Annotated in this window: 21 protein-coding genes and 1 pseudogene; 19 read left to right on the top strand and 3 right to left on the bottom strand. The window is 64.8% G+C overall.

Going from position 1 to position 24,167, the window contains the following annotated elements:
* Positions 1-532: 532 nt before the first annotated feature.
* From ACVISU_RS12565 to ACVISU_RS12530, 8 genes are all read left to right on the top strand, one after another.
* Positions 533-1,735, top strand: a complete 1,203-nt coding sequence (locus ACVISU_RS12565; protein WP_050404397.1) for a pyridoxal phosphate-dependent aminotransferase — start codon at positions 533-535, stop codon at positions 1,733-1,735.
* Between the two features lie 249 nt (positions 1,736-1,984).
* A complete protein-coding gene (locus tag ACVISU_RS12560) occupies positions 1,985-2,509 on the top strand; it encodes a DUF992 domain-containing protein (RefSeq protein WP_050404398.1) in 525 nt (174 codons plus the stop codon).
* Between the two features lie 254 nt (positions 2,510-2,763).
* Entirely contained in the window at positions 2,764-3,246 is a 483-nt protein-coding gene (locus ACVISU_RS12555; protein ID WP_050404399.1) for a DUF992 domain-containing protein, read from the top strand.
* 143 nt (positions 3,247-3,389) lie between these two features.
* Complete coding sequence (locus tag ACVISU_RS12550) at positions 3,390-5,438, top strand: elongation factor G (RefSeq protein ID WP_456707145.1); 2,049 nt, start codon at positions 3,390-3,392, stop codon at positions 5,436-5,438.
* A 167-nt stretch (positions 5,439-5,605) separates the two neighbouring features.
* Entirely contained in the window at positions 5,606-6,247 is a 642-nt protein-coding gene (locus ACVISU_RS12545) for a YoaK family protein (RefSeq protein ID WP_456707144.1), read from the top strand.
* A gap of 31 nt (positions 6,248-6,278) precedes the next feature.
* Entirely contained in the window at positions 6,279-7,145 is an 867-nt protein-coding gene (locus ACVISU_RS12540) for a shikimate dehydrogenase (RefSeq protein ID WP_456707143.1), read from the top strand.
* Between the two features lie 68 nt (positions 7,146-7,213).
* On the top strand, positions 7,214-7,840 hold the full coding sequence (locus ACVISU_RS12535) for a hypothetical protein (RefSeq protein ID WP_456707142.1): 627 nt from the start codon (positions 7,214-7,216) through the stop codon (positions 7,838-7,840).
* A gap of 253 nt (positions 7,841-8,093) precedes the next feature.
* Entirely contained in the window at positions 8,094-8,702 is a 609-nt protein-coding gene (locus ACVISU_RS12530; RefSeq protein WP_050404403.1) for a single stranded DNA-binding domain-containing protein, read from the top strand.
* Positions 8,703-8,881: 179 nt separating this feature from the next.
* Here the strand turns inward: ACVISU_RS12530 and ACVISU_RS12525 are convergent, their stop codons facing one another.
* Complete coding sequence (locus tag ACVISU_RS12525) at positions 8,882-10,018, bottom strand: alpha-hydroxy acid oxidase (RefSeq protein ID WP_456707141.1); 1,137 nt, start codon at positions 10,016-10,018, stop codon at positions 8,882-8,884.
* Positions 10,019-10,529: 511 nt separating this feature from the next.
* Here ACVISU_RS12525 and glmM point away from each other — a divergent pair.
* The 9 genes from glmM to ACVISU_RS12480 all read left to right on the top strand — a co-directional run bounded on the left by glmM (position 10,530) and on the right by ACVISU_RS12480 (position 20,264).
* Complete coding sequence (glmM, locus tag ACVISU_RS12520; protein ID WP_050404405.1) at positions 10,530-11,876, top strand: phosphoglucosamine mutase; 1,347 nt, start codon at positions 10,530-10,532, stop codon at positions 11,874-11,876.
* A 576-nt stretch (positions 11,877-12,452) separates the two neighbouring features.
* The gene (locus ACVISU_RS12515) at positions 12,453-13,304 is read left to right on the top strand and encodes an outer membrane protein (protein ID WP_456707140.1); all 852 of its coding nucleotides are present in this window, start codon (positions 12,453-12,455) and stop codon (positions 13,302-13,304) included.
* 193 nt (positions 13,305-13,497) lie between these two features.
* Entirely contained in the window at positions 13,498-14,349 is an 852-nt protein-coding gene (locus ACVISU_RS12510) for an outer membrane protein (protein ID WP_456707139.1), read from the top strand.
* A 70-nt stretch (positions 14,350-14,419) separates the two neighbouring features.
* A complete protein-coding gene (locus ACVISU_RS12505; RefSeq protein ID WP_456707138.1) occupies positions 14,420-15,010 on the top strand; it encodes a glutathione S-transferase family protein in 591 nt (196 codons plus the stop codon).
* Between the two features lie 18 nt (positions 15,011-15,028).
* Complete coding sequence (locus tag ACVISU_RS12500) at positions 15,029-15,499, top strand: GNAT family N-acetyltransferase (RefSeq protein ID WP_456707137.1); 471 nt, start codon at positions 15,029-15,031, stop codon at positions 15,497-15,499.
* Positions 15,500-15,661: 162 nt separating this feature from the next.
* The gene (locus ACVISU_RS12495; RefSeq protein ID WP_456707136.1) at positions 15,662-15,859 is read left to right on the top strand and encodes a hypothetical protein; all 198 of its coding nucleotides are present in this window, start codon (positions 15,662-15,664) and stop codon (positions 15,857-15,859) included.
* A gap of 93 nt (positions 15,860-15,952) precedes the next feature.
* Positions 15,953-17,125 (top strand): phosphoserine transaminase, encoded by a 1,173-nt coding sequence (locus tag ACVISU_RS12490; RefSeq protein ID WP_456707135.1) that lies wholly within the window; start codon positions 15,953-15,955, stop codon positions 17,123-17,125.
* Between the two features lie 123 nt (positions 17,126-17,248).
* Positions 17,249-18,838, top strand: a complete 1,590-nt coding sequence (gene serA / locus ACVISU_RS12485) for a phosphoglycerate dehydrogenase (RefSeq protein WP_456707134.1) — start codon at positions 17,249-17,251, stop codon at positions 18,836-18,838.
* Positions 18,839-19,091: 253 nt separating this feature from the next.
* Entirely contained in the window at positions 19,092-20,264 is a 1,173-nt protein-coding gene (locus ACVISU_RS12480; protein ID WP_456707133.1) for a thiolase family protein, read from the top strand.
* Between the two features lie 75 nt (positions 20,265-20,339).
* On the opposite strand, the gene ACVISU_RS12475 is transcribed toward ACVISU_RS12480, so the two are convergent.
* Together ACVISU_RS12475 and ACVISU_RS12470 are read right to left on the bottom strand one after the other, a co-directional pair.
* Entirely contained in the window at positions 20,340-20,537 is a 198-nt protein-coding gene (locus ACVISU_RS12475) for a hypothetical protein (protein ID WP_456711003.1), read from the bottom strand.
* 46 nt (positions 20,538-20,583) lie between these two features.
* A pseudogene (locus tag ACVISU_RS12470) lies at positions 20,584-20,796 on the bottom strand (MarR family transcriptional regulator); the annotation flags it as partial.
* Positions 20,797-20,879: 83 nt separating this feature from the next.
* Here ACVISU_RS12470 and ACVISU_RS12465 point away from each other — a divergent pair.
* Both ACVISU_RS12465 and ACVISU_RS12460 read left to right on the top strand, forming a co-directional pair.
* Positions 20,880-22,307 (top strand): MFS transporter, encoded by a 1,428-nt coding sequence (locus ACVISU_RS12465; RefSeq protein ID WP_456707132.1) that lies wholly within the window; start codon positions 20,880-20,882, stop codon positions 22,305-22,307.
* A gap of 174 nt (positions 22,308-22,481) precedes the next feature.
* The gene (locus ACVISU_RS12460; protein ID WP_456707131.1) at positions 22,482-24,158 is read left to right on the top strand and encodes a mucoidy inhibitor MuiA family protein; all 1,677 of its coding nucleotides are present in this window, start codon (positions 22,482-22,484) and stop codon (positions 24,156-24,158) included.
* The last annotated feature ends 9 nt before the right edge of the window (positions 24,159-24,167 follow it).

Raw genomic sequence — 24,167 nt, 5'->3', positions numbered from 1 at the left:
GCGTCGCAAGCCCTGAAACGTGGAAAAAGTCGAAACGTCTACCGCACTGCACACCCGCAGAACGATTCCATCAACACGGCAGAACAACAGGGATCACGGCCGCGCGACGCTGTGCATGGTGCCGGTCGATGCTGTCGATGCCGAGGTCGATAGGTTGGCCGGCGCGCGGCAGTTCACAAACGTTAACGCCATCCCGGTCGCGCGATGTGCCCTTGGCGGCCGCACCGGACCGCCTGCGGTCGACGCCATCAGACACGCGCCACGCGGCAATTGTCCTCGGAGCAATCCGCGCCAGCGCACGCGGCCGCAGGCCTTGCCGGCAAGGCTGAAGCGGCCACAGCGGGCTTGCCGGATATGAGTCATTTGAGGCTGGAACTTGCGGAATATTGCGCGTGTCGCGCACCGTGCGGGAAAGTTTTCGTGCTTGACCGCCAAGCTTCTTGCGATGCAGCGGCGACAGGCCTAGGGTGCCGCGATCCCATTCAAATCAAGTCGTGGCCCAACGGCTCACGACGTTTGCCAGGAGATGATAATGGCCTTCCTGTCCGCTGCGCTCGACCGTGTGAAGCCGTCCGCGACGATCGCGGTCACGGACAAAGCACGCGCGCTGAAAGCCGCGGGCCGCAACGTCATCGGCCTCGGCGCCGGCGAGCCTGACTTCGACACGCCCGCCAACATCAAGCTTGCGGCGATCCACGCGATCGAGGCCGGCAAGACCAAGTACACCGATGTCGGCGGCATTCCGGAGCTCAAGGAAGCCATCATCAACAAGTTCTCGCGCGAGAACGGCCTGAGCTACAAGCCGAACCAGATCATCGTCGGCACCGGCGGCAAGCAGGTGCTCTACAACGCGCTGATGGCGACCATCAATCCGGGCGACGAGGTGATCATCCCGGCGCCGTACTGGGTCAGCTATCCCGAGATGGTGGCGCTCGCCGGCGGCGAGTCGGTGCCGGTGGTTTGCCCGGCCTCGACCGGCTTCAAGCTGCGCCCGGAAGATCTCGAGAAGGCGATCACGCCGAAGACCAAATGGGTGATCCTGTGCTCGCCGTCGAACCCGACCGGCTCGGCCTATACGAAGAGCGAGCTCAAGGCGATCACCGACGTGCTGGTCCGGCATCCGCATGTCTGGGTGATGACCGACGACATGTACGAGCACCTCGTCTATGACGACTTCGTCTTCACCACCGCGGCGCAGGTCGAGCCGAGCCTCTACGACCGCACGCTGACCGTGAACGGCGTGTCGAAGGCCTATTGCATGACCGGCTGGCGCATCGGCTATGCCGGCGGCCCGGCGCAGCTGATCAAGGCGATGGCGACGATCCAGTCGCAGTCGACCTCGAATCCGTCGTCGATCGCGCAGTGGGCGTCGGTCGAGGCGCTCAACGGTCCGCAGGACTTCATCGCCGCGAACAACAAGGTGTTCAAGGAACGCCGTGACCTCGTGGTGTCGATGCTGAACCAGGCGAACGGCATCGAATGCCCGCGGCCGGAAGGCGCGTTCTACGTCTATCCGTCCTGCGCCGGCACCATCGGCAAGAAGGCGCCATCGGGCAAGGTGATCGACAACGACGAAGCCTTCGTCACCGAGCTGCTCGAGAGCGAAGGCGTTGCGGTCGTGCAGGGGTCGGCGTTCGGCCTTGGACCTGCGTTCCGCATCTCCTACGCCACCAAGACCTCGGATCTCGAGGATGCCTGCAAGCGCATCCAGCGCTTCTGCGGTAATCTGCGGTAGTTGGTTTCGAACCGGTAAACGCTCCCGCACCTGGTGCGGGAGCGTTTCTGTTTGTGCATTGATGAAGCGCAGCGGTAAAATCGCAGAGTCAAATCACAACCCGCTCATCTCACGTGCGTGTGCGCGAACATCGATGCCACACGCAGGAAGTTTTTACGGCCTCTTTGCGAACTGCCTTGTTTTGGACACGAGCCTTGCTTTGTGTCCGCCGCACAAATTCCAGTTCAGTTCACCTTGCGGAGACAGATAATGCGACTTTCGACTCTCACCCTTGCAGCGCTTGCGTTGCTGGCGCCGTTCGCCACTGCCAACGCGCAGCAGCCTCAGGTTCAGGCTGGGGTCCTGCAATGCCATGGCGGCGAGAATGTCGGCTTCGTCGTCGGCTCTGTCGCCCGCCTCGAATGCGTGTTCCAGAGCGGCGGCCGCCGCCCCGAGCCCTATGTTGCGACCGTGAAGCGGATCGGCGTCGACCTCGGCGTCACCGCGACGACCCAGCTCGCCTGGGCCGTGAGCGCGCCGACCACGGTGGTTCCGCGCGGTGCGCTCGCCGGCAGCTACGGCGGCGTCGGCGTCAACGCTTCGGTCGGCCTCGGCGCCGGCGGTAACTTCCTGTTCGGCGGCCCGAACAACGCCTACGCGCTGCAGCCGATCAGCGTGCAGGGCCAGACCGGCCTCAACGTTGCGGCCGGCATCGCCGGGATCGATCTCGAGCCGGTCCGCACCGCGGGTCCGCGCCGTCATCATCGCCACCACCGTCATCATCACCACCACTAAGCTGGTTGGTGTTCGATCAAAGAGGCCCGCGGAAGCGGGCCTCTTTTTTTGTTGTCCGCTGTCCGTTGCCCGACCAGGATCGGCAGGCTCGAATGAAGGAGCAGTGCCGCCACATCCCGCAACAATCGGTGGTCGAGCACCGCAAATTCTGGCTGTGCATCCGATGTTGTGGCATAGGATGCGCAAGGCGCCGCAGACACGGCGCCGTTCCGTTGTTTGCTCGCGTCATGCCTCTCAGCCGGAGACTCTCCATCATGCGTCGCTTTACTCTCCTTGCCGGTGCCGCCATCGCCGCGCTGACCGCAATCGCTGGCGCCAGCGCCCAACAACCGAGCCAGCGCGTACAGGTCGGCGTCCTGGAATGCCGTGGTGGCGCGAGCGTCGGCTTCATCGTCGGCTCGGTGACCCATCTCGGTTGCGTGTTGCGTGCCAATGGCCTGCCTGAGGATCGCTACATCGCGACCATCCAGAAGGTCGGCGTCGATCTCGGCATCACCCAGGAATCGGCGCTGGCCTGGGGCGTCTACGCACCGGTGGAGCGGCTCGGGCCGGGTGCGCTCTCCGGTAATTATGCCGGCGCGCAGGGCAGCGCGACGCTTGGCGTCGGCGTCGGCGGCAACGTGCTGGTTGGCGGCTCCGACAACACCATCGCTCTGCAGCCGCTCAGCGTGCAGGGCCAGGTCGGCGTCAACATTGCCGCCGGCCTCGAGAGCCTGGAGCTCCGTCCGGGGCGCTAACGGCGCGAAGCGATCGGCGCGCGGCTTTGCGGCGCGCCGCCGCACCGCAGCGAGTTTTCCGGCTTGCCAAAATCCCGGGACGGGCGGACGATCAAAGGTCGCCGACCCAATCATGGGCCGAGCTCCAACACGAGGAGGCGGCAATGGGACAAGACGTCAGAAGTCCCCGAGGTCCACGGTGCATCGCATTGGTGGGCCCTTTCCAAAGCGGTAAAACCACACTTCTGGAAGCGATCCTGGCGCGCACGGGCGCCATCAAGACTGCCGGCAGCGTCGATGCCGGAACCTCCATCGGCGATGCCAGCCCCGAGGCGCGTCAACACAAGATGGGCGTAGGCCTGACCGCCGCCACCACCACCTTTATGGGGGACAGCTACACCTTTATCGATTGCCCCGGCTCGATCGAATTCGCGCACGACATGCGTGCCGCGTTGCCGGCGGTCGATGCCGCGGTCGTGGTCTGCGAGGCTGACGAGAAGAAGCTGCCGCAGCTGCAGATCATCCTGCGCGAGCTCGAGGACCTCGGAATTCCCCGTTTCCTGTTCCTGAACAAGATCGACCGCGCCAACAAGCGCGTCCGCGAGACGCTTGCGACGCTGCAGCCGGCCTCGCGCGTGCCGCTGGTGCTGCGCCAGATCCCGATCTGGAATGGCGATCTGATCGAAGGCTTCGTCGATCTCGCGCTGGAGCGCGCCTTCGTCTATCGCGAGCACAAGCCCTCGGAGGTAATGGTGCTGGAGGGCGGCAATCTCGACCGCGAGAAGGAAGCGCGCTTCTCGATGCTGGAGAAGCTCGCCGATCACGACGATGCGTTGATGGAGCAACTGCTGGAGGATATCCAGCCGCCGCGCGATGCCGTGTTCGACGATCTCGCGCGCGAACTGCGCGAAGGACTGATCTGTCCGGTGCTGCTTGGTGCGGCGAGCCGCGAGAACGGCGTGCTTCGCCTGATGAAGGCGCTGCGCCACGAGGCGCCCGGCGTTGCCGAAACCGCCAAGCGGCTCGCCGCTAAGGACCAGAAGGATGCGCTGGCCTATGTGTTCAAGACCGTGCATCTGCAGCACGGCGGCAAGCTGTCTCTGGCGCGCGTGCTCGCAGGCCGGCTCGACGACGGCGCAACGCTGCAATCCTCAAGCGGCGAGACTGGGCGCGTCTCCGGCATCCTTGCGGTCTCGGGCACGCATGACAGCAAGCGGCCGTCGGCCGAGGCCGGCGACACGGTTGCGCTCGGCAAGCTCGACGCGATCAAGACCGGCGATACGGTCTCGAGCGGCAAGACGGCCCCGGCCTCGCTGGTGAAGATCGAGCCCGCCGCGCCGGTGCTGTCGATCTCGATATCAGCGACCGACCGCAAGGACGACGTCAAGCTCGGCCAGGCGCTGCTGCGGCTGAACGAGGAGGATCCGTCGCTGACCATGATTCAGAACCCGCGCACCCACGACACCGTGCTGTGGGGGCAGGGCGAGATGCATCTGCGCGTCGCGCAGGAGCGGCTGAAGGACCGCTACGGCGTCAACGTCAAATCGCATCCGCCGGCGATCGGCTACCAGGAGACCATCCGCAAGGCCATTACCCAGCGCGGCCGGCACAAGAAGCAGTCCGGCGGCCATGGCCAGTTCGGCGATGTCGTGCTCGACATCAAGCCGAAGCCGCGCGGATCTGGCTTCGAATTCCACGAGAAGGTGGTCGGTGGCGCGGTGCCGCGCAACTATATCGGCGCAGTGGAGGAGGGCGTCGTCGACGCGCTGGCGCGTGGCCCGCTCGGCTTTCCTGTGATCGACGTCGACGTCACGCTGACCGATGGCTCCTATCACAGTGTCGACTCGTCCGATCTCGCGTTCCGCACCGCGGCGCGGATCGGCGTCAGCGAGGGACTGCCGCAGTGCCAGCCGGTGCTCCTTGAGCCGATCCACATGGTCGAGATCGTCTGCCCGACCGATGCGACCGCCAAGATCAATGCGATCCTGTCGGCGCGCCGCGGCCAGATCCTCGGCTTCGACACTCGCGAGGGCTGGAGCGGCTGGGACTGCGTTCGCGCCACGATGCCGGAATCCGAGATCGGCGACCTCATCGTCGAGCTGCGCTCGGCGACCGCCGGCGCCGGCACCTTCACCCGCCAGTTCGACCGCATGGCCGAAGTGACGGGTCGCGCCGCCGACCAGATCATCGCCGCGCATCGCGACGCGGCGTGAACAACTCGCCGTCATTCCGGAGCGCTCGCGTGAGCGAGCGAACCCGGCATATCGAGATTCCGGGTTCGACGCTGCGCATCGTCCCGGAATGACGGGAGATGGGGAGATCGTTGGCAGCGCGTCCGCAGCCAGCTAGCTTGCGTCCCTGATGGGGGCGCAAGGACAGCATGCTTGAATCCCGCCGTAACCTGGCGCTGGCCTGCGCGCTCAGCGCGCTGGCCGGCTATGTCGATGCCATCGGCTACCTGCATCTCGGCGGGCTGTTCGTGTCCTTCATGAGCGGCAACTCGACGCGGCTCGGCGTGACGCTCGCCGAGGGCCATTGGCAGCATGCCCTCGAAGCGCTGGAACTGATCGTGCTGTTCGTCGCGGGGGCTGCGGCCGGCAGCTTGATCGTGCTCAGCCGCATTGCGCGTCGCCAGCCGCTGATCCTGCTCGTCGAGGCGCTGCTGCTCGCGGCTGCGGCCGGGGCCTATGCAAATGGCCTGCCGGGCACGGCGGTTGCGGCCATCGTATTGGCGATGGGGCTCGAGAACGCGGTGTTCCAGCTCGAAGGCGGAGCCGGGCTCGGCCTGACCTATGTCACGGGAGCGCTGATCAAGGCCGGGCAGCTGATTGCCGCGGCGCTGACCGGCGGCGGGGGCTGGGCCTGGTTGCCGAACGTCCTCCTATGGGCGGCGTTGGTCGCGGGCGCGCTTGCCGGCGCGTTGGCCTACCACTGGATCAATCTCGCCGCGATCTGGTTCGCCGCGGCCACCGCGTTCGCCCTCAGCGCGCTGGTTGCCGCAACCGCGAAGCGGACGGATTGACAGCGCGCCTGCCTTGGCCGATGTCACGACCATGACATCCCAAGGCAACATCCAAGGCAACATTCAAGGCAAAACTCGCGCCGCGTGCCTGATCGGCTGGCCGGCGGCGCATTCCCGCTCGCCGCTGATCCATCATTACTGGCTGCGCACGCTCGGCATCGAGGGCGGCTATGTGATCGAGGCGGTGCCGCCGGAGGATTTCAAGGATTTCCTGTTCCGCCTGTCGCTGCGCGGCTTCGTCGGCGCCAACGTCACCATCCCGCACAAGGAGCAGGCGCTGGCGCTGACGGCGCCGGACGCGCGCGCCCGCGCGGTCGGCGCCGCCAACACGCTGTGGTTCGCCGACGGCGAGTTGCGCTCGACCAACACCGATGTCGAAGGCTTCATCAACAATCTGGACGCCTGCGCGCCCGGCTGGGACAAGATCGAGGACGCGCTGGTGCTAGGCGCCGGCGGCGCGTCACGCGCGGTGGTGTTCGGCCTGATCGAGCGCGGCATCAAGCGCGTGCATCTGGTCAACCGCACCATCGGCCGCGCCCGTGTGCTGGCCGACCAGTTCGACGCGCGCGTTCATCCGGCGACGTGGGACGCGGTTGGCGAGTTGCTGCCGCGCGCAGGGCTGCTGGTGAACGCCACGTCGCTCGGCCAGCATGGCCAGCCCGCGCTCGAGGTGGATGTGGGGTTGCTGTCGCAACATGCGGTTGTTTCCGATATCGTCTATGTGCCGCTGGTGACGCCGCTGCTCGCGGCGGCGGAGGCGCGCGGCCTGAAGACGGCAGATGGGCTCGGCATGCTGCTGCACCAGGCGGTGCGCGGTTTCGAATTGTGGTTCGGCCAGCGCCCGCAGGTCACGTCGGAATTGCGTGCGCTTGTCGAGGCCGATCTCACAAAGACTTGAGGCCCGGAATAGCGTCTCCGGCTCGGGGTCTCGTGTTAGTCCCCCCGCGTTCCCTCCCGGAGATCACCATGCCTGCCAGCAGTTCCCATCTCGTTCGTCCGTTCATTGCGTTTGCGATGGTGACGACGTCCACACTTTACGCGCTTGCGCAGCAGCCGCCGACGCCGACGCGGGTGCGCGGAATCGTCGAGAGCGTCGATGGCGATACGCTGGCGGTGAAGTCGCGCAGCGGCGAAGACGTCAAGTTGCACATGGCAGGCAATATGGTGGTGCTCGGCCTCACCAAGATCGCGCTGTCCGACATTAAGGTCGGTTCCTTCATCGGCACGACCACGGTGCCCGGCCCCGACGGCGTGCCGAAGGCGGTCGAGGTGCATGTCTTTCCCGAAAACATGCGGGGCACCGGTGAGGGTTCGCGGCCGTATGATCTGAAGCCCAACAGCAGCATGACAAATGCCACCGTCGCGGAATCCGTCGTCGGCAATGACGGTCATACTTTGCTGGTCAAGTACAAGGACGGCGAGAAGAAGGTGCAGGTCACGCCCGACACACCTGTCGTGACCTATGTTCCCGGCGACAAGGCGGACCTGAAGACCGGGGCCAAGGTGATCGCCTTCATGAAGAAGCTGCCCGACGGCTCGTTTGAAACCGACCGCGTCAACGTCGGCCGCGACGGCTTGACGCCGCCGATGTGACGCTTGGTGTGTCGTTTGTAGCCCGGATGCAGCGTAGCGAAATCCGGGGCCTATCTCCGCGGTGCGATCGCCCCGGATTGCGCTTCGCTGCATCCGGGCTACGGGATGACAGTTTCGTTACCGCGGTAACGGCCCTCTCATTTGGCTCGTAGTTGTCGTGCGTGCCACCTCTCCCACGAAGCAGGTAGCCGCGCGGAATACCTTCAACTTCCCGGTGTTCCCTGATTCGCCAGCCCAACCCATGAGGGACACCATGTCGAAATCGACGCTGTTCGCCGCACTGCTTCTCGTTGCCTTCACTTCAGCCGCATCCGCCCAGCAGCCGCCGATGGTGCGCATCCGCGGCACCATCGAGGCCGTCGACGGCGCGATGCTGTCGATCAAGTCGCGCGACGGCGATGACGTGAAGGTGCGCACCACCGACAACGTCGCAGTGTTCGGCGTCGCCAAGACCGATCTGTCCGAGATCAAGGCGGGTTCCTATATCGGCGTCACCGCGATGCCCGAGCCGGACGGAACGCAGAAGGCGATCGCGGTGCATATCTTCCCGGAAAACCAGCGCGGCGCCGCCGAAGGCTTTCGCCCCTGGGACTTGCGCGCCAACTCGACCATGACCAACGCCACCGTCGCCGAGACGGTGGAGGGCACCGACGGACAGAACATCACGGTGAAATACAAGGACGGCGAGAAGAAGGTCGTGGTGCCGCCCGGAACCCCAGTCGTCACCTTCGTCTCCGGCGACAAGTCGGAGCTGAAGCCAGGCGCCAAGATCATCATCTTCGGCGCAATGAAGAAGGACGACGGCACGCTGGAAGCCAACCGCGTCAATGTCGGCCGCGACGGCATCGCACCGCCGATGTGACGCTTGCGCTTACCCTCTCCCCTTGTAGGAGAGGGTCGCTTCGCGGAGCGAAGCGGGGTGAGGAGTCTGTCTCCGCGGAGAGAACCCCTCATCCGGCGCGGATTGCATCCGCGCCACCTTCTCCCACGAGGGGAGAAGGGAAGTAAGTATGCATCCGGGCTACGGCTGCGTCGGCAGCCCTAAACCGCCAGCACCTTGTCGTCGATCTCGGCGATGGTGTTGACGCCGCATAGCCCCATCGTGGTGGTGAGCTCCTTGCCGAGGATGTCGAGCGCCTTGGCGACGCCGGCCTGGCCGCCGGCGCCGAGGCCGTAGGCATAGGCGCGGCCGATCATGCAGGACTTCGCGCCGAGCGCCAGCGCGCGCATGATGTCCATGCCGGTGCGGATGCCGCCGTCGAACATGATCTCGAGCTGTGATCCGACCTCGTCGACGATCTCCGGCAGCACCTCGATCGAGGACGGCGCGCCGTCGAGCTGGCGGCCGCCATGGTTGGAGACCACGATCGCCTGGGCGCCGCTCTTGGCGGCGAGCTCGGCGTCCTCGACATCGAGAATCCCTTTCAGGATCAGCTTGCCCGGCCAGATGCTGCGGAGCCAGTCGATGTCCTTCCAGTTCAGCGTGGTGTCGAACTGTGATGCCGTCCATTCCGACAGCTTGACGATGTCGTCCATGCCTTTGACGTGGCCCGCGATGTTGCCGAAGGTGCGGCGCTTGCCTTGCAGCACGCCGGATACCCATGCCGGCTTGGTCGCGAAATCGATCAGCTTCGACAGCGACCATTCCGGAGGCACGGTCATGCCGTTCTTGATGTCCTGGTGACGCTGGCCGATCACCTGCAGGTCGACGGTCAACACCAGCGCCGAGCATTTCGCTGCGATCGCGCGCTCGATCAGCGACTTGATGAAGCCGCGGTCCTTCATGACGTAGAGCTGGAACCAGAACGGCTTGTCGACGGCGGCCGCGATATCCTCGATCGAGCAGATCGACATCGTGCTCTGGGTGAACGGAATGCCGGCCGCCTGCGCCGCGCGGCAGGCATGGATCTCGCCGTCGCCATGCTGCATGCCGAGCAGGCCGACCGGCGCCAGGATCAGCGGCATCGCCGAGGGCTCACCGAGGATCGTGGTCGCAAGGGTACGCTTGGACACATCGACCAGGATACGCTGGCGGAACTTGATCTGCTGCAGGTCCTCGGAGTTCGCGCGCAGCGTGTCCTCGGTGTACGAGCCGCGGTCCGCATAATCGAAAAACGCCTTCGGCACCCGGCGCTTGTGCAGCTGGCGCAGATCTTCGATGCAAGTAATGTGCTTCATGGACGTTCCCGGCCCTTCTTCTATGTCGCAAGTTCGATGGAGACGTCTTGCGGGTGTTCGGTCGTGCCGTCATCTAGCATGGTTGGATGGTCCACCAAATCTGAAGACGGATAGGAGAGCACGATGACGCAATCAGGCTCCAAGCCGAAACCGGACGACAACGCGGAGAAGCGCCGGCTCGACGAGGCCCTCGAAGAGGGTCTGGAGGAGACGTTTCCCGGTTCCGATCCCGTCAATGTCACCCAGCCGGCCCCCAGCAAGGGCGACCAACACGTCAAGCGAGGCGGAAGGATAGGGGACGGCGTTCGTTCGCGCGGTTGCCGAAGATCCAATAATGTTATATCTCTCAGTGCCTTAAGATCGAAGCGCAGGGTTTGTCCGCGGTAATGATTCATCATATTTTTTGAAGTCATTTTAGCGCCTGGCAGTCTATAAGGCCGATGCACGCTACACTGGTAAGCGTTCAGGACTCTCTCGCCGGATGGTTCGAGAGGTCCATCTTGGGGGTACTATGAGCCGCAAATATTTCGGGACCGATGGAATTCGGGGCCGCGCCAATGGGCTGATCACGCCGGAGCTCGCGCTCAAGGTGGGGCAGGCCGCAGGGTTGGTGTTTCAGCGTGGCGACCATCGCCATCGCGTCGTGATCGGCAAGGACACGCGGCTGTCCGGCTACATGATCGAATACGCCATGGTCGCGGGCTTCACCTCGGTCGGCATGGACGTGCTGCTGGTCGGCCCGATGCCGACGCCGGCGATCGCGATGCTGACCAAGTCGATGCGCGCCGATCTCGGCGTCATGATCTCGGCGTCGCACAATCTTTTCGAAGACAACGGCATCAAGCTGTTCGGCCCGCAGGGCTTCAAGCTCTCCGACGATGTCGAGAAGCAGATCGAGCAGCTGCTCGACGAATCGCTCGACCGTCGCCTGGCGCAGAGCGCGAGCCTCGGCCGCGCCCGCCGTATCGACGGCGTCCATGACCGCTACATCGAATTCGCCAAGCGCACCCTGCCGCGCGACCTCTCGCTCGACGGCCTGCGCGTCGTGGTCGATTGCGCCAACGGCGCCGCCTACAAGGTGGTGCCGGAAGCACTGTGGGAGCTCGGCGCCGACGTGGTGCCGATCGGCGTCGATCCCGACGGCTTCAACATCAACAAGGAATGCGGCTCGACCTCGCCGGAAGCGCTGTCGCGCAAGGTGCGCGAGATGCGGGCCGACATCGGCATCGCGCTTGATGGCGACGCCGATCGCGTCATCCTGGTCGACGAGCGCGGCCACATCGTCGACGGCGACCAGCTGCTCGCGGTGATCGCGCAGAGCTGGAAGGAAGAGGGGCGCCTCGCCAAGCCCGGCATCGTCACGACCGTGATGTCCAATCTCGGGCTGGAGCGTTTCCTGCAGGGTCTCGGGCTTTCGATGGTCCGTACGCCGGTCGGCGACCGCTATGTGCTCGAGCAGATGCTGAGCGGCGGCTACAATCTCGGCGGCGAGCCGTCCGGCCACATCATCATGTCGGACTATTCGACCACCGGCGATGGCTTCGTCGCGGCATTGCAGGTGCTGGCCGTGGTGCAGAAGCTGCGCCGCCCGGTGTCGGAGATCTGCCGGCGGTTCGATCCATTGCCGCAGATCCTGAAGAACGTGCGCTATCGCACGGGCAAGCCGCTCGACGACGCCGAGGTCAAGTCCGCGATCACCGACGGCGAGAAACGCCTCAACGGCCATGGCCGTTTGTTGATCCGCCCCTCCGGCACCGAGCCAGTGATCCGCGTCATGGGCGAGGGTGACGATCGCATCCTGGTGGAAGAGGTCGTCGACAACATCGTCAGCGCCCTCGGCCACGCCGCCGCGGCATAAAGAGTTGGTGATCCGTCATCGCCGCGCGAAGGCTTTGCTTTCGTCGCTGGAGGTGCTCGCGTAGCGAGCTTCTAAGGATGCACGGCAACCAGGCGGGCCGTCGCCCTTCGAGACGCCTGCTCCGCAGGGTGACGGTGTGAGAATTGTCGCGAGCGGCCTCTTCTCGCGCCGTCGTCCTGGCTTTCGCCAGGTCGACGCTGAATGCATTCACATTCTCTCAGGGTGACGGTGATGGAGTCCCGCGCCTGTCGAGCTATTGCATCCTGTGTCTCAGTCGCGAAGCTCGCTGACGCGGTGCCTTCCTTAATCCTTCGCTAACACTCAGCGCTTGCGTGCGCTGCAAACCGCGCGCTTGCGTCAACGCTTCATTAGCACCTGTGGCGAGATCGCCATCTTCCACTGCTGCACGCGCGCGTTTATGGACCCATAAGCAACAGCCGCGGAATTCGGTGAGAGAAAATCAACCTTAAAAATTAGGGTTAAGTGCCGCTTAAACATTTGCTGCCATCGTCCGTCCGTGAGTTTCAGACGTGAGGCCTTTCGTGTCGCCTCACTTGGGCCAAAAGGACGAAGCCAATGCGTAGCGTAAAGACCCTGATCGCCGCCGGAGCGGCATCTCTGTTGTCCTCGGCGGCGTTCGCTGCCGACATGCCGATCATGCCGCCGCCCCCGATGGCGTATGCTCCTCCGCCGGTCCAGGATTTCGGCGGCTGGTATCTGCGCGGCGACATCGGCATGACCAACACCCAGGCCAAGCTGCACGTCAACGCCTACGACACGCTGCCGGCCGGCACCGCGTTCAACCAGTACGGCCACGGTTTCGACAGCGGCATGCTGTTCGGCCTCGGCGTCGGCTATCAGTTCAACAGCTGGTTCCGTGCCGACATCACCGGCGAGTATCGCTCCAAGGTGAGCTTCAACGGCACCGACTTCTTCACGTTCCCCGGGCCGAGTTCGCTGGGTGACACCTACCACGGCGGCGTTCAGAGCTGGGTCGGTCTCGCGAACATCTACGCCGATCTCGGCACCTGGGGTTGCTTGACCCCGTTCATCGGCGCCGGTGTCGGTGCCGCGGTGATCAAGACCTCGGCCTTCTCCGACGTCACGACGTTCCCGAGCGGGTCGGGCCTGACCAGTTCCTTCATCGCCGACGGTGCGACCAAGACCAACTTCGCCTGGGCGCTGCATGCCGGTGTCGCCTACAAGGTCACCAACAACTTCACGGTTGAACTGGCCTATCGCTACCTCGACATGGGCACGGTCGGGCAGGGCCAGGGTCACTTCTTCGACGGCACGCCGACCGGTCCCTCGAGCTTCCAGTACCGCGACATGACCTCGCAGGATGTGAAGCTCGGCGTTCGCTTCGCCTTGCCCTGCTGCGACGTGCTGCCCCCGCCGCCGCCGCCCCCACTGATCCGCAAGGGTTAATTCGAGGGTTAATTTCGAAGCCTTCACGGTTAACGATTGAAACGGCGCGGGATCATCCCGCGCCGTTCTTCTTTGCCAAGTCATGTCGCGAGCTTCTGCAACTTGAGTGGTCGAAAGCCGCCGGCGACAACGATTGGTTAAGGTTAACAGGCGATGATCAACGCGCATTCGGTGAGTGGGATGGAGCGTTGCAATGCGTAGGTTCTTGCTGGTGGCGATGATGTTGGGCGCGGTGACCGGCGCGCAGGCGGCGGACATGCCGGATTTCCTTCGCGGCAGCCTTCCCGCCTCCAGCGCACCGACCAGAAACTGGGACGGCTGGTATGCCGGCGGTCAGGTCGGCCAAACATGGATCAACACCGACTTCGGCGGCAGCGTTGCTTCCCTGACCAATTCCATCTTCCGCAACACGACGCTGCAGGGGCCGACGTCCCAATTCAATCTGCTGGGCCGGGTCAACGCGCAGAGCTCGGGCTTCGGCGCATTTGTCGGACGCAACTATCAGTTCGACGACGCCGTGGTGGGTGTCGAAGCGAACTACACCTATTGGTCCGGATTGACGACTACGACTTCCGGAAGTCTAGGCCCCATTCAAGTCGCTCAGCCTAACCTGGTCCTTCCAGCCGGCGCCACTGCCGCCGACGGCGTGACGTTGAATGGAAGCGCGTCGCTGAAGCTCAAGGACGAGATCACGTTCCGCGGCCGCGCGGGTTGGGCAACCGGTGACTTCCTGCCCTACGCCTTCGGCGGCCTTGCGGTCGGCCGGATGGATGTTTCGCGCACGGTCACAAGTTCCGTGAACAGAACGATTAACTTTGCCGACGGCACTTCGACCACCTTTGCGCTGCCGCAGTTTGCCCAAACCGCAACGGATGCGAAGACGGACGCCTACGTTGCCGGCTGGACCGCTGGTCTCGGCCTGGAATACATGCTGTGGAACTGTGTTTTCGTGCGCGGCGAGTGGGAATACGTCAAGTTCAGCCCGGTCAAGAACACGGCGGTCACGCAGAACAGCGTTCGTGCGGCCATCGGCTACAAGTTCTGACGCGCGCACTTCGCTTGACACCGCAATCTGCGGCTGATCCGATGTTGCTCCGCAAGCGGAGCGACCTCACATGAAAATCCACGGCGACACCAATTCAGGCAATTGCCTGAAGGTGAAATGGGTGTGCGACAAGTTGGCGCTGCCGTACACATGGGTCGAGATCGACACCATGAAGGGCGGCAGCCGAACCGCGGAATTCCTCAAGCTGAACGGCTGGGGCCAGGTGCCGACGGTGGAGCTGGACGACGGCCGCACACTCGCGCAATCCAACGCCATCATCCGCTATCTCGCGCGCGGCAGCGATCTGATTCCCGGCGATCCCTATCGCGCGGCGCAGATGGATGCCTGGATGTTCTGGGAGCAAAACAGCCACGAGCCCTATGTCGCCGTCTGCCGCTTTCAGGCCGTGTATCTCGGCAAGCCCGTGTCGGAGATCGATCCGAACCTCATCAAGCGCGGCTATGGGGCGCTCGACCAGCTTGAGCGGCATCTTGCGGGTACGAAATTCCTGGTCGGCGATGCGTTCTCGCTCGCCGACGTCTCGCTGCTTGCCTATACGCGCGTTGCCGAGGATGGCGGCCTTGCGCTCGAACGCTATCCCGTGATCCGCCGCTGGATCGCCGACGCCGAGCATGTGCTCGGCCTGCCGGCGGTGCGCTGAGCTCTGGTGAATATCGATATGACGGAAGCTTCATCGATCACGATCCGCCGCGCCCACCGCGAGGATGTCGCGGCCATCGTCGGCATGCTGGCGGACGATCCGCTCGGCCGTTCGCGTGAGCGGATCGAGGACCCGCTGCCGCAAAGCTATTACGATGCCTTCGCGCGGGTCGAGCGGGATCCGAACCTGCAGCTCGTCGTCGCCGTCGACGGGGAGGGCGCCGTCGTCGGATGCTTGCAGCTTGCGGTCCTGCCGGGCATCAGCTCGCAGGGCTCTTCGCGCGGCCTGCTCGAAGACGTGCGCGTCGCAACGCACTGCCGCAGCCGCGGCATTGGCGAGCAGCTCGTGCAGTGGGCGGTCACGGAAGCACGCGCGCAAGGCTGCACGCTCGTCGAGCTGTTGACGCATCACACCCGCGTCGATGCGCAGCGCTTCTACGAGCGGCTCGGCTTCGCGCGCAGCCATGTCGGCATGACGCTGCGCTTCTGACCTGCGCGAGTTGTGCCGCACTTACGGCAATGCCTGCGGTAGCCGCTGCTGCGCGATCCGGTTAACAGCCAATAAACTAAGCCGGCCTCCGTGAATTTACGGGTCGGAACGAGTCCGGTATGTCGGGCGTCTCCCACGGGGCGGCGGCGACTGGGGATTTGAATGTCGGAATATTCGATCGTGCGGGTCGGCAACGAGTACATCGTGCAGGCCGGCGATAAGAGCATTTTGAAAATATCGAGCCGGCGCAAGGCAGTTAGGATCATGACTCTCGCGGCAGATCTGCTCGATCAGGAGACGATGCAGCAGGTCGAAGACGCTCCATCAATCAGCCGTGATCTCCCGATCGTTCCGGAATAGTCGGAACTTCCTTGACGTTTTGGGGCCCTTCCACTATTTCCGACGGCGGGAAACCTCTCCCCACCGAGAGGCAGCTATCTGGAAGGGTAGACTATGACTGCAGCGAAGCCCGCTTCGCGGCCGAATGTGCCGCATTTCTCCTCCGGTCCCTGCGCCAAGCGCCCCGGCTGGAACCCCAACAATCTCAAGGACGCCGCCCTCGGCCGCTCGCATCGCGCGAAGGTCGGCAAGGCCAAGCTCAAGCTCGCGATCGAACTGACGCGCGAAGTGCTCGAGGTGCCCGCGGACTACAAGATCGGCATCGTGCCGGCGTCGGACACCGGCGCGGTCGAGATGGCGCTGTGGTCGCTGCTCGGTGCGCGGCCCGTCACCACGCTCGCCTGGGAGTCTTTTGGTGAGGGCTGGGTCAGCGACATCGTCAAAGAATTGAAGCTGAAGGACGTCACCAAGCTGAACGCGGCTTACGGTGAAATCCCCGATCTCTCCAAGGTCGACCAGAGCTCCGACGTCGTGTTCACCTGGAACGGCACCACCTCGGGTGTGCGCGTGCCTGATGCCAACTGGATCAGCGCAACCCGTGAAGGCCTCACGATCTGCGACGCGACCTCGGCCGCCTTCGCGCAGCCGCTCGATTTCGCGAAGCTCGATGTCGTCACCTTCTCCTGGCAGAAGGCGCTCGGCGGCGAAGCGGCGCATGGGATGCTGATCCTCAGCCCACGCGCGGTGGAACGGCTCGAGACCTACAAGCCGGCCTGGCCGCTGCCGAAAATCTTCCGCCTCACCAAGGGCGGCAAGCTCAACCAGGGCATCTTCGAAGGCGAGACCATCAACACGCCGTCGATGCTCTGCGTCGAGGACTATCTCGATGCACTGAACTGGGCGAAGTCGATCGGCGGCCTGAAGGCGCTGATCGCGCGCGCCGACGCCAACACCAAGGCGATCGCCGACTGGAAGGCGCGGACGCCCTGGATCGACTTCCTGGCCAAGGATGCCGCGATCCGCTCCAACACCTCGGTGTGCCTGAAGTTCACCGATCCCGCGATCACCTCGCTTCCCGCTGACGCCCAGGCCGACTTCTGCAAGAAGCTGGTCGCGCTGGTGGAGAAGGAAAACGCCGGCTTCGACTTCGCGTACTACCGCGATGCGCCAGCGGGCTTGCGGATCTGGTGCGGCGCGACCGTCGAGGCCAAGGACGTCGAGCTGCTGACGCAGTGGATCGACTGGGCCTTCGCCGAAACCAAGGCGGCACTGCCCAAGGCGGCATAAGCAGCTTCGTTCGCTTTCATTGTCATGGCCGGGCTTGACCCGGCCATCCATCAAAAAGGATGGACCCGCGGGTCAGGCCCGCGGGTGACGCATCCCATACATGCGGCATCGATGGAACATCCCATGACAAAACCCAAGGTTCTGATTTCCGACGCGCTGTCTCCCGCCGCCGTGCAGATCTTCAAGGATCGCGGCGTCGAGGTCGACTTCCAGCCCAATCTCGGCAAGGACAAGGACAAGCTCGCCGAGATCATCGGCAATTATGACGGTCTTGCGATCCGCTCGGCTACCAAGGCGACCGCCAAGATCATCGAGAAGGCGACCAGGCTCAAGGTGATCGGTCGCGCCGGCATCGGCGTCGACAATGTCGAGATTCCGGCCGCGACCGCCAAGGGCATCATCGTGATGAACACGCCGTTCGGCAATTCGATCACGACCGCCGAGCACGCCATCACCCTGATGCTGGCGCTGGCGCGCGAGATTCCGCAGGCCGACGCCTCGACCCAGGCCGGCAAGTGGGAGAAGAACCGCTTCATGGGCGTCGAGATCACCGCCAAGACGCTGGGCGTGATCGGCTGCGGCAATATCGGCTCGATCGTCGCCGACCGCGCGCTCGGCCTGCGCATGAAAGTGATCGCGTTCGATCCGTTCCTGTCGCCGGAGCGCGCCAAGGACATCGGCGTCGAGAAGGTCGAGCTCGACGACCTCCTGAAGCGCGCCGACTTCATCACGCTGCACACGCCGCTGACCGAGAAGACCCGCAACGTGATCGACGCGGCCGCAATCGCCAAGATGAAGAAGGGCGTTCGCATCATCAACTGCGCCCGCGGCGGCCTGGTCGACGAGCAGGCGCTGGTCGATGCGCTGAATTCCAAGCATGTCGCGGGCGCCGCCTTCGACGTGTTCGTCGAGGAGCCGGCGACCTCGAACGTGCTGTTCGGCCATCCCAACGTGATCTGCACCCCGCATCTCGGCGCCTCCACCACCGAAGCGCAGGAGAACGTCGCGCTGCAGGTCGCCGAGCAGATGTCGGACTATCTGCTGTCGGGCGCGATCTCGAACGCGGTCAACTTTCCCTCGATCACGGCGGAAGAGGCGCCGAAGCTGAAGCCGTTCATCGAGCTCGCCGAGAAGCTCGGCTCGTTCGCGGGCCAGCTCACCGAGAGCGGCATCCTCAAGACCACGATCACCTATGAGGGCCACGTCGCCGAAATGAAGATCAAGGCGATCACTTCCGCGGTGCTGTCGGGCCTGCTGCGGCCGATGCTGGGCGAGGTCAATGTGGTTTCGGCGCCTGTCGTCGCCAAGGAGCGCGGCATGGTGGTGGACGAGGTCGTCCGCGCCGCGCAGAGTGACTATGAAAGCCTGATCACGGTCACCGTCGCCACCGAGCGCCAGGAGCGTTCGGTGTCCGGCACCGTCTATGCCGACGGCAAGCCGCGCCTCGTCGACATCAAGGGCATCCGCGTCGACGCCGAGTTCGGCAAGTCGATGATCTACGTCACCAACGAGGACAAGCCGGGCTTCATCGGCGCGTTTGCGAGCCTGCTCGGTGATGCGAAAATCAACATCGCGACATTCCATCTCGGTCGCGTCAAGCAGGGCGGCGACGCTATTGCGTTGGTCGAGGTCGACGGTGCAGTGCCGGCGGATCTGCTTGCCAAGGTGCAATCGCTGCCGCAGGTGAAGCAGGCCAAGGCGCTGACGTTCTAAAATGGCGTTCGGACAAGGCGTTTCAAACACTGTTTGAGCGGCTCTCGTCATCGTCCGGGACGTGCCGGACATGACGATGAAGATACCGCTCAAGCACCTCCAAATTCCGATCTGCGGAACATGGCGCCGCCTCCGGGCCCGGAGGCGGCGTTTGTCGTTCGGGGGCGTCTGGTATCCCTGTTGCAGCGGCCAAAATATGTGTACGAAGGCGTCAAGACGCGCCACTATCCGGCGATCTCAGAGGGAGAAAACAATGCGTGAAGCCGTAATCGTTTCCTACGCGCGCACCGGCCTGGCGAAGTCCGGCCGTGGCGGATTCAACATCACCCCGCCGATGTCGCTTGCCGCGCATGCCATCAAGCACGCGGTCGACCGCGCCGGCGTCGACAAGGAGTACGTCGAGGATTGCTACCTCGGCAATTGCGCGCATGGCGCGCCGAACATCGGCCGCCAGGCGGCGCTGCTCGCCGGCCTGCCGAAGTCGACCGCCGGCGTCTCGGTGAACCGCTTCTGCTCGTCGGGCCTGCAGACCATCGCGATGGCCGCCAACTCGATCCGTTCCGACGGCTCCGATTGCATCGTCGCCGGCGGCGTCGAGAGCATCTCTATACCCGGCGGCGGCACGCCGAAGGAATCGATCGATCCGGACCTGCTCAAGACCGCGCCCGACATTTTCATGGCGATGATCGACACCGCCGACATCGTCGCCGAGCGCTACAAGGTCAGCCGCGAATACCAGGACGAGTATTCGCTGGAGTCGCAGCGCCGCATGGCGGCCGCGCAGCAGGCCAACAAGTTCAAGGACGAAATCGTCCCGATGAAGACCAAAATGAAGGTGGTCGACAAGGCGACCAAGGCCGAATCGATCGTCGACTACATCGTCGATCGCGACGAGTGCAACCGCCCCGAGACCACGCTGGAAGGCCTCGCCAAGCTCGAGCCGGTGAAGGGCCCGGGCAAGTACATCACCGCCGGCAACGCCAGCCAGCTGTCCGACGGCGCCGCCGCGGTGGTGCTGATGGAAGCCAAGGATGCCGAGAAGCGCGGCCTCAACCCGCTCGGCCGCTTCGTGGCCTGGGCCTCGGCCGGCTGCGAGCCCGACGAGATGGGCATCGGTCCGGTGTTCGCCGTGCCGAAGCTCTTGAAGCGCCACGGCCTGAAGATCGACGACATCGATCTCTGGGAGCTCAACGAGGCCTTCGCCAGCCAGTGCCTCTATTCGCGCGACCAGCTCGGCATCGATCCCGAGAAGTACAACGTCAACGGCGGCTCGATCGCGATCGGCCATCCCTTCGGCATGACCGGCGCCCGGCTTACCGGCCACCTCTTGCAGGAAGGCCGTCGCCGCAAGGCCAAGTGGGGCGTCGTGACCATGTGCATCGGCGGTGGTCAGGGCGGCGCAGGCCTGTTCGAGATCTACAGCTAAGCGCGATCGATCCTGATCGTGTCAGAACGAGCGGCCCGGCGGCAACGCCGGGCCGCTTTTATTTGAAGTCGGTTCTTACGCCGGCAAATCCGCCGCGCGTTCGCCGAACTCGAGCGCGGCGATCCGTTCGAGCGTCTGCCTGAGATCCGCGGCCTGCTTCGCGCCGAAGGCGGTCTCGAAGCGCTCCTGCGCCCCACGCCAGGCGGCCTGCGACTCGTCCAGCCGGGCTTCGCCGCGTTTGGTCAGCCGCACCAGGCGGGCTGCGGCGGTCATTCTTGTCGACGGTGATGGTCAAGAGGCCGTCGCGCTCCAGCGGCTTGAGATTGTGGTTGAGCGCGGTGCGGTCGAGCACCAGGGCTGCGGCCAACTCACCCATCGTCGGCGCGCCCGAACGTCTGATGTGGACCAGAATGGCACGCTGCGTACCGCGCAGCCCGGATGTCGCAAGGACCTGATCGTAGAGCTGCGACACGCGCCGCGCCGCCTTGCGCAACGCCGTGAGATTGCACCGGCCGGGTTCCGTTTTCACCATCGCTGCCTCCAAACGAGGCTTGACAGATACATGCATGTGCACCTATTGGCAATAGATGCATATGCAGGTACTTGGAGGGCGTGATGTCGAAGGTAGAGGCGGAGACCATCGGGTTGGCTGTCGGGACTGCTGCCCGGCCGCGATCCCGCGCCGCAACGCCGCGTCAGGTGCTTGCGATCGTATCGGTGGGCATCTGCCTCGCAAACCTCGACCTGTTCATCGTCAATGTCGGGCTGCCGAACATCGCGCAGGAATTCCGCGGCGCCTCGCTCGAGGATTTGTCCTGGATCCTCAATGGCTATGCGATCGTCTATGCGGCGCTGCTGGTTTTCTTCGGTCGACTCGCCGAACGCCATAGCCGCAATCTGAGTTTCCTGCTCGGCGTCGCGCTGTTCACGGCCGCGTCGGCGGCCTGCGCGCTTGCGCCCAACGTCGAATTGCTGGTCGCCGCCCGCATCGCGCAGGCCGCCGGTGCGGCATTGATGACCCCGACCTCGATCGGCCTGCTGCTGGCGTCGTTTCCGCCCGACCAGCGCGCCGGGGCGGTGCGCACCTGGACGGCGGTCGGCGGCCTTGCCGCCGCGCTCGGGCCGCTGGCGGGCGGCGTGCTCGTCACCTTCGACTGGCGCTGGATCTTCATCGTCAATGTCCCGATCGGTTTGGTCGCGCTCATCGTCGGCTGGCTGAAATTGCCGGAAGTGCCCGGTCACGAGGTGCCGCGCCCGAGTTCATGGGCGGCGCTGCTGGTCACCTGCGGCATCGGCGCGCTGACCCTTGCGATCGTGAAGGCCAATGACTGGGGATGGGGTTCGCGCAGTGTCGTGCTTGGCTTTGCCATCGCGGTTGTCTCGCTCGCGGCCTTTACGTGGCACTGCCTCAACTCGAAGAATCCCTTCGTCGATCCTGCCTTGTTCAAGGTGCGGCCGTTCACCGGGGCGACGTTCGTCATGGCGCCATACTCGGCGGCTTTCGGCGCGATGCTGCTGTCGGTGGCGTTGTGGGAGCAAACGGTGTGGGGCTGGTCGGCGCTGAAGACCGGCCTTGCGATCGCGCCGGGTCCGCTGCTTGTCCCGTTCACTTCGTTGTTGTTTGCCCGCCGCCTGATCGCACGATTTGGCGCCGCCGCCGTCGTGTCCGCCGGGATCGCGTCGTTCGCGGGCGGCCTCACGATCTGGGCGACGTGGCTTGGAATTGAGCCAAACATGCCTGCCTTTGTGGTCGGCATGATGTTCACTGGCATCGGCGTCGGGCTGACCTTTCCGACCCTGATGGGCGTCGGCGCGGGTTCGCTGCCACCATCGTCGTTTGCGACCGGCTCCGGGGTCATCAACATGATCCGGCAGGCGGCGCTCGCGATCGGCGTCGCGATCTTCGTCGCGATCCTGGCAACGCCGGTCTCGATGACCGAGCGGATCGCGGCGTTTCATCGCGGCTGGTGGATCATGATCGCCATCACCATTGCCGGCTTCGTGCCGAATTACCTGTTCATCCGACGCAAGGCGGATCGCTAAACCCGAAGGACGCGGCTGCGCCACATGGCAGCCGCGAGGGCGCCATCGTCGCGCCGCACCGAAACCTCAATCGAACCAGTCGCTTCCTCGCTGCGTCTCACCACGAGAAACGGCCGCCTTTGAGCCGGGCGTGCCGTCGGTCTCGCGCGATGCGATGTTTCCCGGAGGGATGTGATGCGAAAGATTACGAATTGTCTTGTGACCACCAGCCTGGTGCTGGCGGGTGCGCTGGTTGCCGGGCCGCTGCATGCGGCCAATCTCGACGCGGCGTCGCAGGTTGACGCCGTCACCGTCTATCCCGATGGCGCGAGCGTCACCCGCCTCATCACGCTGGACCTGCCCGCCGGCGACAACACGCTGGTCGCGAAGGATTTCCCGATGGGCCTCGATCCATCCTCGCTCCGCGTCGAGGGCGAGGCGGGCGGCAGGCTGACGATCGGCGCGATCGACGCACGGCCGCCGCGCCCGGTGGAGCCGGCGAACCTGCCCGAGATCGACAGGCGGATCGAGGCGCTGCGGGATCAGCGCGAGGATCTGCAGGGGATCATCGCCTCGGCCGAGGCGCGGCGGAAATTCGCCGAGCATTTCGCCGAGGCTTCGCCGGTCGGGATCGGCGAGAAGGGCGAGGCGCGTCCGGTCAGCGAGTGGCGCGCCGCGTTCTCCGCAGTCGGCGACGAAGTCGCGACCGCCGCCACCGCGATCCGCGACGCCGCGCGCAAGCAGCGCGACATCGATCGCGAGATCGCGCGCCTCGAAGCCGATCGCGCCGCCAAGCCGCCGAGCAAGCTCGAGGTGCGGATCGAGTTGGCCTCCGCCGCCGCGACTCGTGCGACATTGCGGGTGACCTATGCGGTACGCAACGCCCGCTGGATGCCGCTTTACGACGCCCGCCTCGATACCGGCGCCAAGGATCGCAAGCCGGCGATCGAGCTGGTGCGCCGCGCCGAGATCACCCAGTCGACCGGCGAAGACTGGTCGAACGTTGCGCTCGCCGTCTCCACCGTGCGCGTCGCCCGCGGCGGCAGCGCGCCCGATCTCCATTCGCTGATCGTGCAGTATCCGCAGCCGCGGCCGGTGGCGGCCGCTGGCAAGGTGCTGGACAGCGTGCAACAGCGCGCGGCTTTGGCGCCCGCACCAGCGGCCGACGCACTCAGGGAATTCCGCCTTGGTGCAGGGGCGCTCATAGCGGAACAGGAAGCCACCGCCGACGTCGGTGCCTTCCAGGCCACCTTCAAGATTCCCGGCCGCGTCAGCGTCTCCGCCAATGAGGGCGCCAAGAGCCAGCGCATCTCCACAGTGACGATCGCCCCCGATCTCGCAATCCGCGCCGTGCCGGCGATTGATCCGACAGCGTTCCTGGAGGCGAGCTTCGTGCAGTCCGACGAAGCGCCGCTATTGCCGGGGCAGGTCTCGATCTATCGTGACGGCATCTTTGTCGGCCGCAGCCGGATGGCGACCGCCGCCAAGGACGAGACCGTGCGGCTCGGCTTCGGCGCCGACGACAAGGTCAAGATCGAGCGCACGGTGGTGAAGCGCAATGAGGGCTCCGCCGGCCTGATCGTGACCACGTCGAAGACCGACGAGCGTGCGTTCAAGACCACGGTACGCAACGGCCACGATTTCCCGATCAAGGTCGCGATCCAGGACCAGCTCCCGGTCAGCGAGAACGACGATATCGTGGTCGAGATGTTGTCGTCGTCGACGCCTGCGACGACGACCAATCTGCGCGACAAGCGCGGTGTGCTGGAATGGGCGTTCGAGGCCAAGCCCGGCGAGGTCCGTGACATCAATTTCGCCTGGCGGATGCGCTGGCCCAAGGACAAGGGCGTCGTGATGGTGCCGGCGGGCTGATCTGCATCG

The sequence above is a fragment of the Bradyrhizobium sp. USDA 4452 genome, from assembly GCF_054063575.1.
This window is presented reverse-complemented; position numbering and strand designations above follow the sequence as displayed.

Bases quoted from the DNA above. Each gene is read 5' to 3' on its own strand.
- ACVISU_RS12565 (WP_050404397.1), top strand. From the start codon at position 533: ATGGCCTTCCTGTCCGCTGCGCTCGACCGTGTGAAGCCGTCCGCGACG.
- ACVISU_RS12560 (WP_050404398.1), top strand. From the start codon at position 1,985: ATGCGACTTTCGACTCTCACCCTTGCAGCGCTTGCGTTGCTGGCGCCG.
- ACVISU_RS12555 (WP_050404399.1), top strand. From the start codon at position 2,764: ATGCGTCGCTTTACTCTCCTTGCCGGTGCCGCCATCGCCGCGCTGACC.
- ACVISU_RS12550 (WP_456707145.1), top strand. From the start codon at position 3,390: ATGGGACAAGACGTCAGAAGTCCCCGAGGTCCACGGTGCATCGCATTG.
- ACVISU_RS12545 (WP_456707144.1), top strand. From the start codon at position 5,606: ATGCTTGAATCCCGCCGTAACCTGGCGCTGGCCTGCGCGCTCAGCGCG.
- ACVISU_RS12540 (WP_456707143.1), top strand. From the start codon at position 6,279: ATGACATCCCAAGGCAACATCCAAGGCAACATTCAAGGCAAAACTCGC.
- ACVISU_RS12535 (WP_456707142.1), top strand. From the start codon at position 7,214: ATGCCTGCCAGCAGTTCCCATCTCGTTCGTCCGTTCATTGCGTTTGCG.
- ACVISU_RS12530 (WP_050404403.1), top strand. From the start codon at position 8,094: ATGTCGAAATCGACGCTGTTCGCCGCACTGCTTCTCGTTGCCTTCACT.
- ACVISU_RS12525 (WP_456707141.1), bottom strand. From the start codon at position 10,018: ATGAAGCACATTACTTGCATCGAAGATCTGCGCCAGCTGCACAAGCGC.
- glmM (WP_050404405.1), top strand. From the start codon at position 10,530: ATGAGCCGCAAATATTTCGGGACCGATGGAATTCGGGGCCGCGCCAAT.
- ACVISU_RS12515 (WP_456707140.1), top strand. From the start codon at position 12,453: ATGCGTAGCGTAAAGACCCTGATCGCCGCCGGAGCGGCATCTCTGTTG.
- ACVISU_RS12510 (WP_456707139.1), top strand. From the start codon at position 13,498: ATGCGTAGGTTCTTGCTGGTGGCGATGATGTTGGGCGCGGTGACCGGC.
- ACVISU_RS12505 (WP_456707138.1), top strand. From the start codon at position 14,420: ATGAAAATCCACGGCGACACCAATTCAGGCAATTGCCTGAAGGTGAAA.
- ACVISU_RS12500 (WP_456707137.1), top strand. From the start codon at position 15,029: ATGACGGAAGCTTCATCGATCACGATCCGCCGCGCCCACCGCGAGGAT.
- ACVISU_RS12495 (WP_456707136.1), top strand. From the start codon at position 15,662: ATGTCGGAATATTCGATCGTGCGGGTCGGCAACGAGTACATCGTGCAG.
- ACVISU_RS12490 (WP_456707135.1), top strand. From the start codon at position 15,953: ATGACTGCAGCGAAGCCCGCTTCGCGGCCGAATGTGCCGCATTTCTCC.
- serA (WP_456707134.1), top strand. From the start codon at position 17,249: ATGACAAAACCCAAGGTTCTGATTTCCGACGCGCTGTCTCCCGCCGCC.
- ACVISU_RS12480 (WP_456707133.1), top strand. From the start codon at position 19,092: ATGCGTGAAGCCGTAATCGTTTCCTACGCGCGCACCGGCCTGGCGAAG.
- ACVISU_RS12475 (WP_456711003.1), bottom strand. From the start codon at position 20,537: ATGACCGCCGCAGCCCGCCTGGTGCGGCTGACCAAACGCGGCGAAGCC.
- ACVISU_RS12465 (WP_456707132.1), top strand. From the start codon at position 20,880: ATGTCGAAGGTAGAGGCGGAGACCATCGGGTTGGCTGTCGGGACTGCT.
- ACVISU_RS12460 (WP_456707131.1), top strand. From the start codon at position 22,482: ATGCGAAAGATTACGAATTGTCTTGTGACCACCAGCCTGGTGCTGGCG.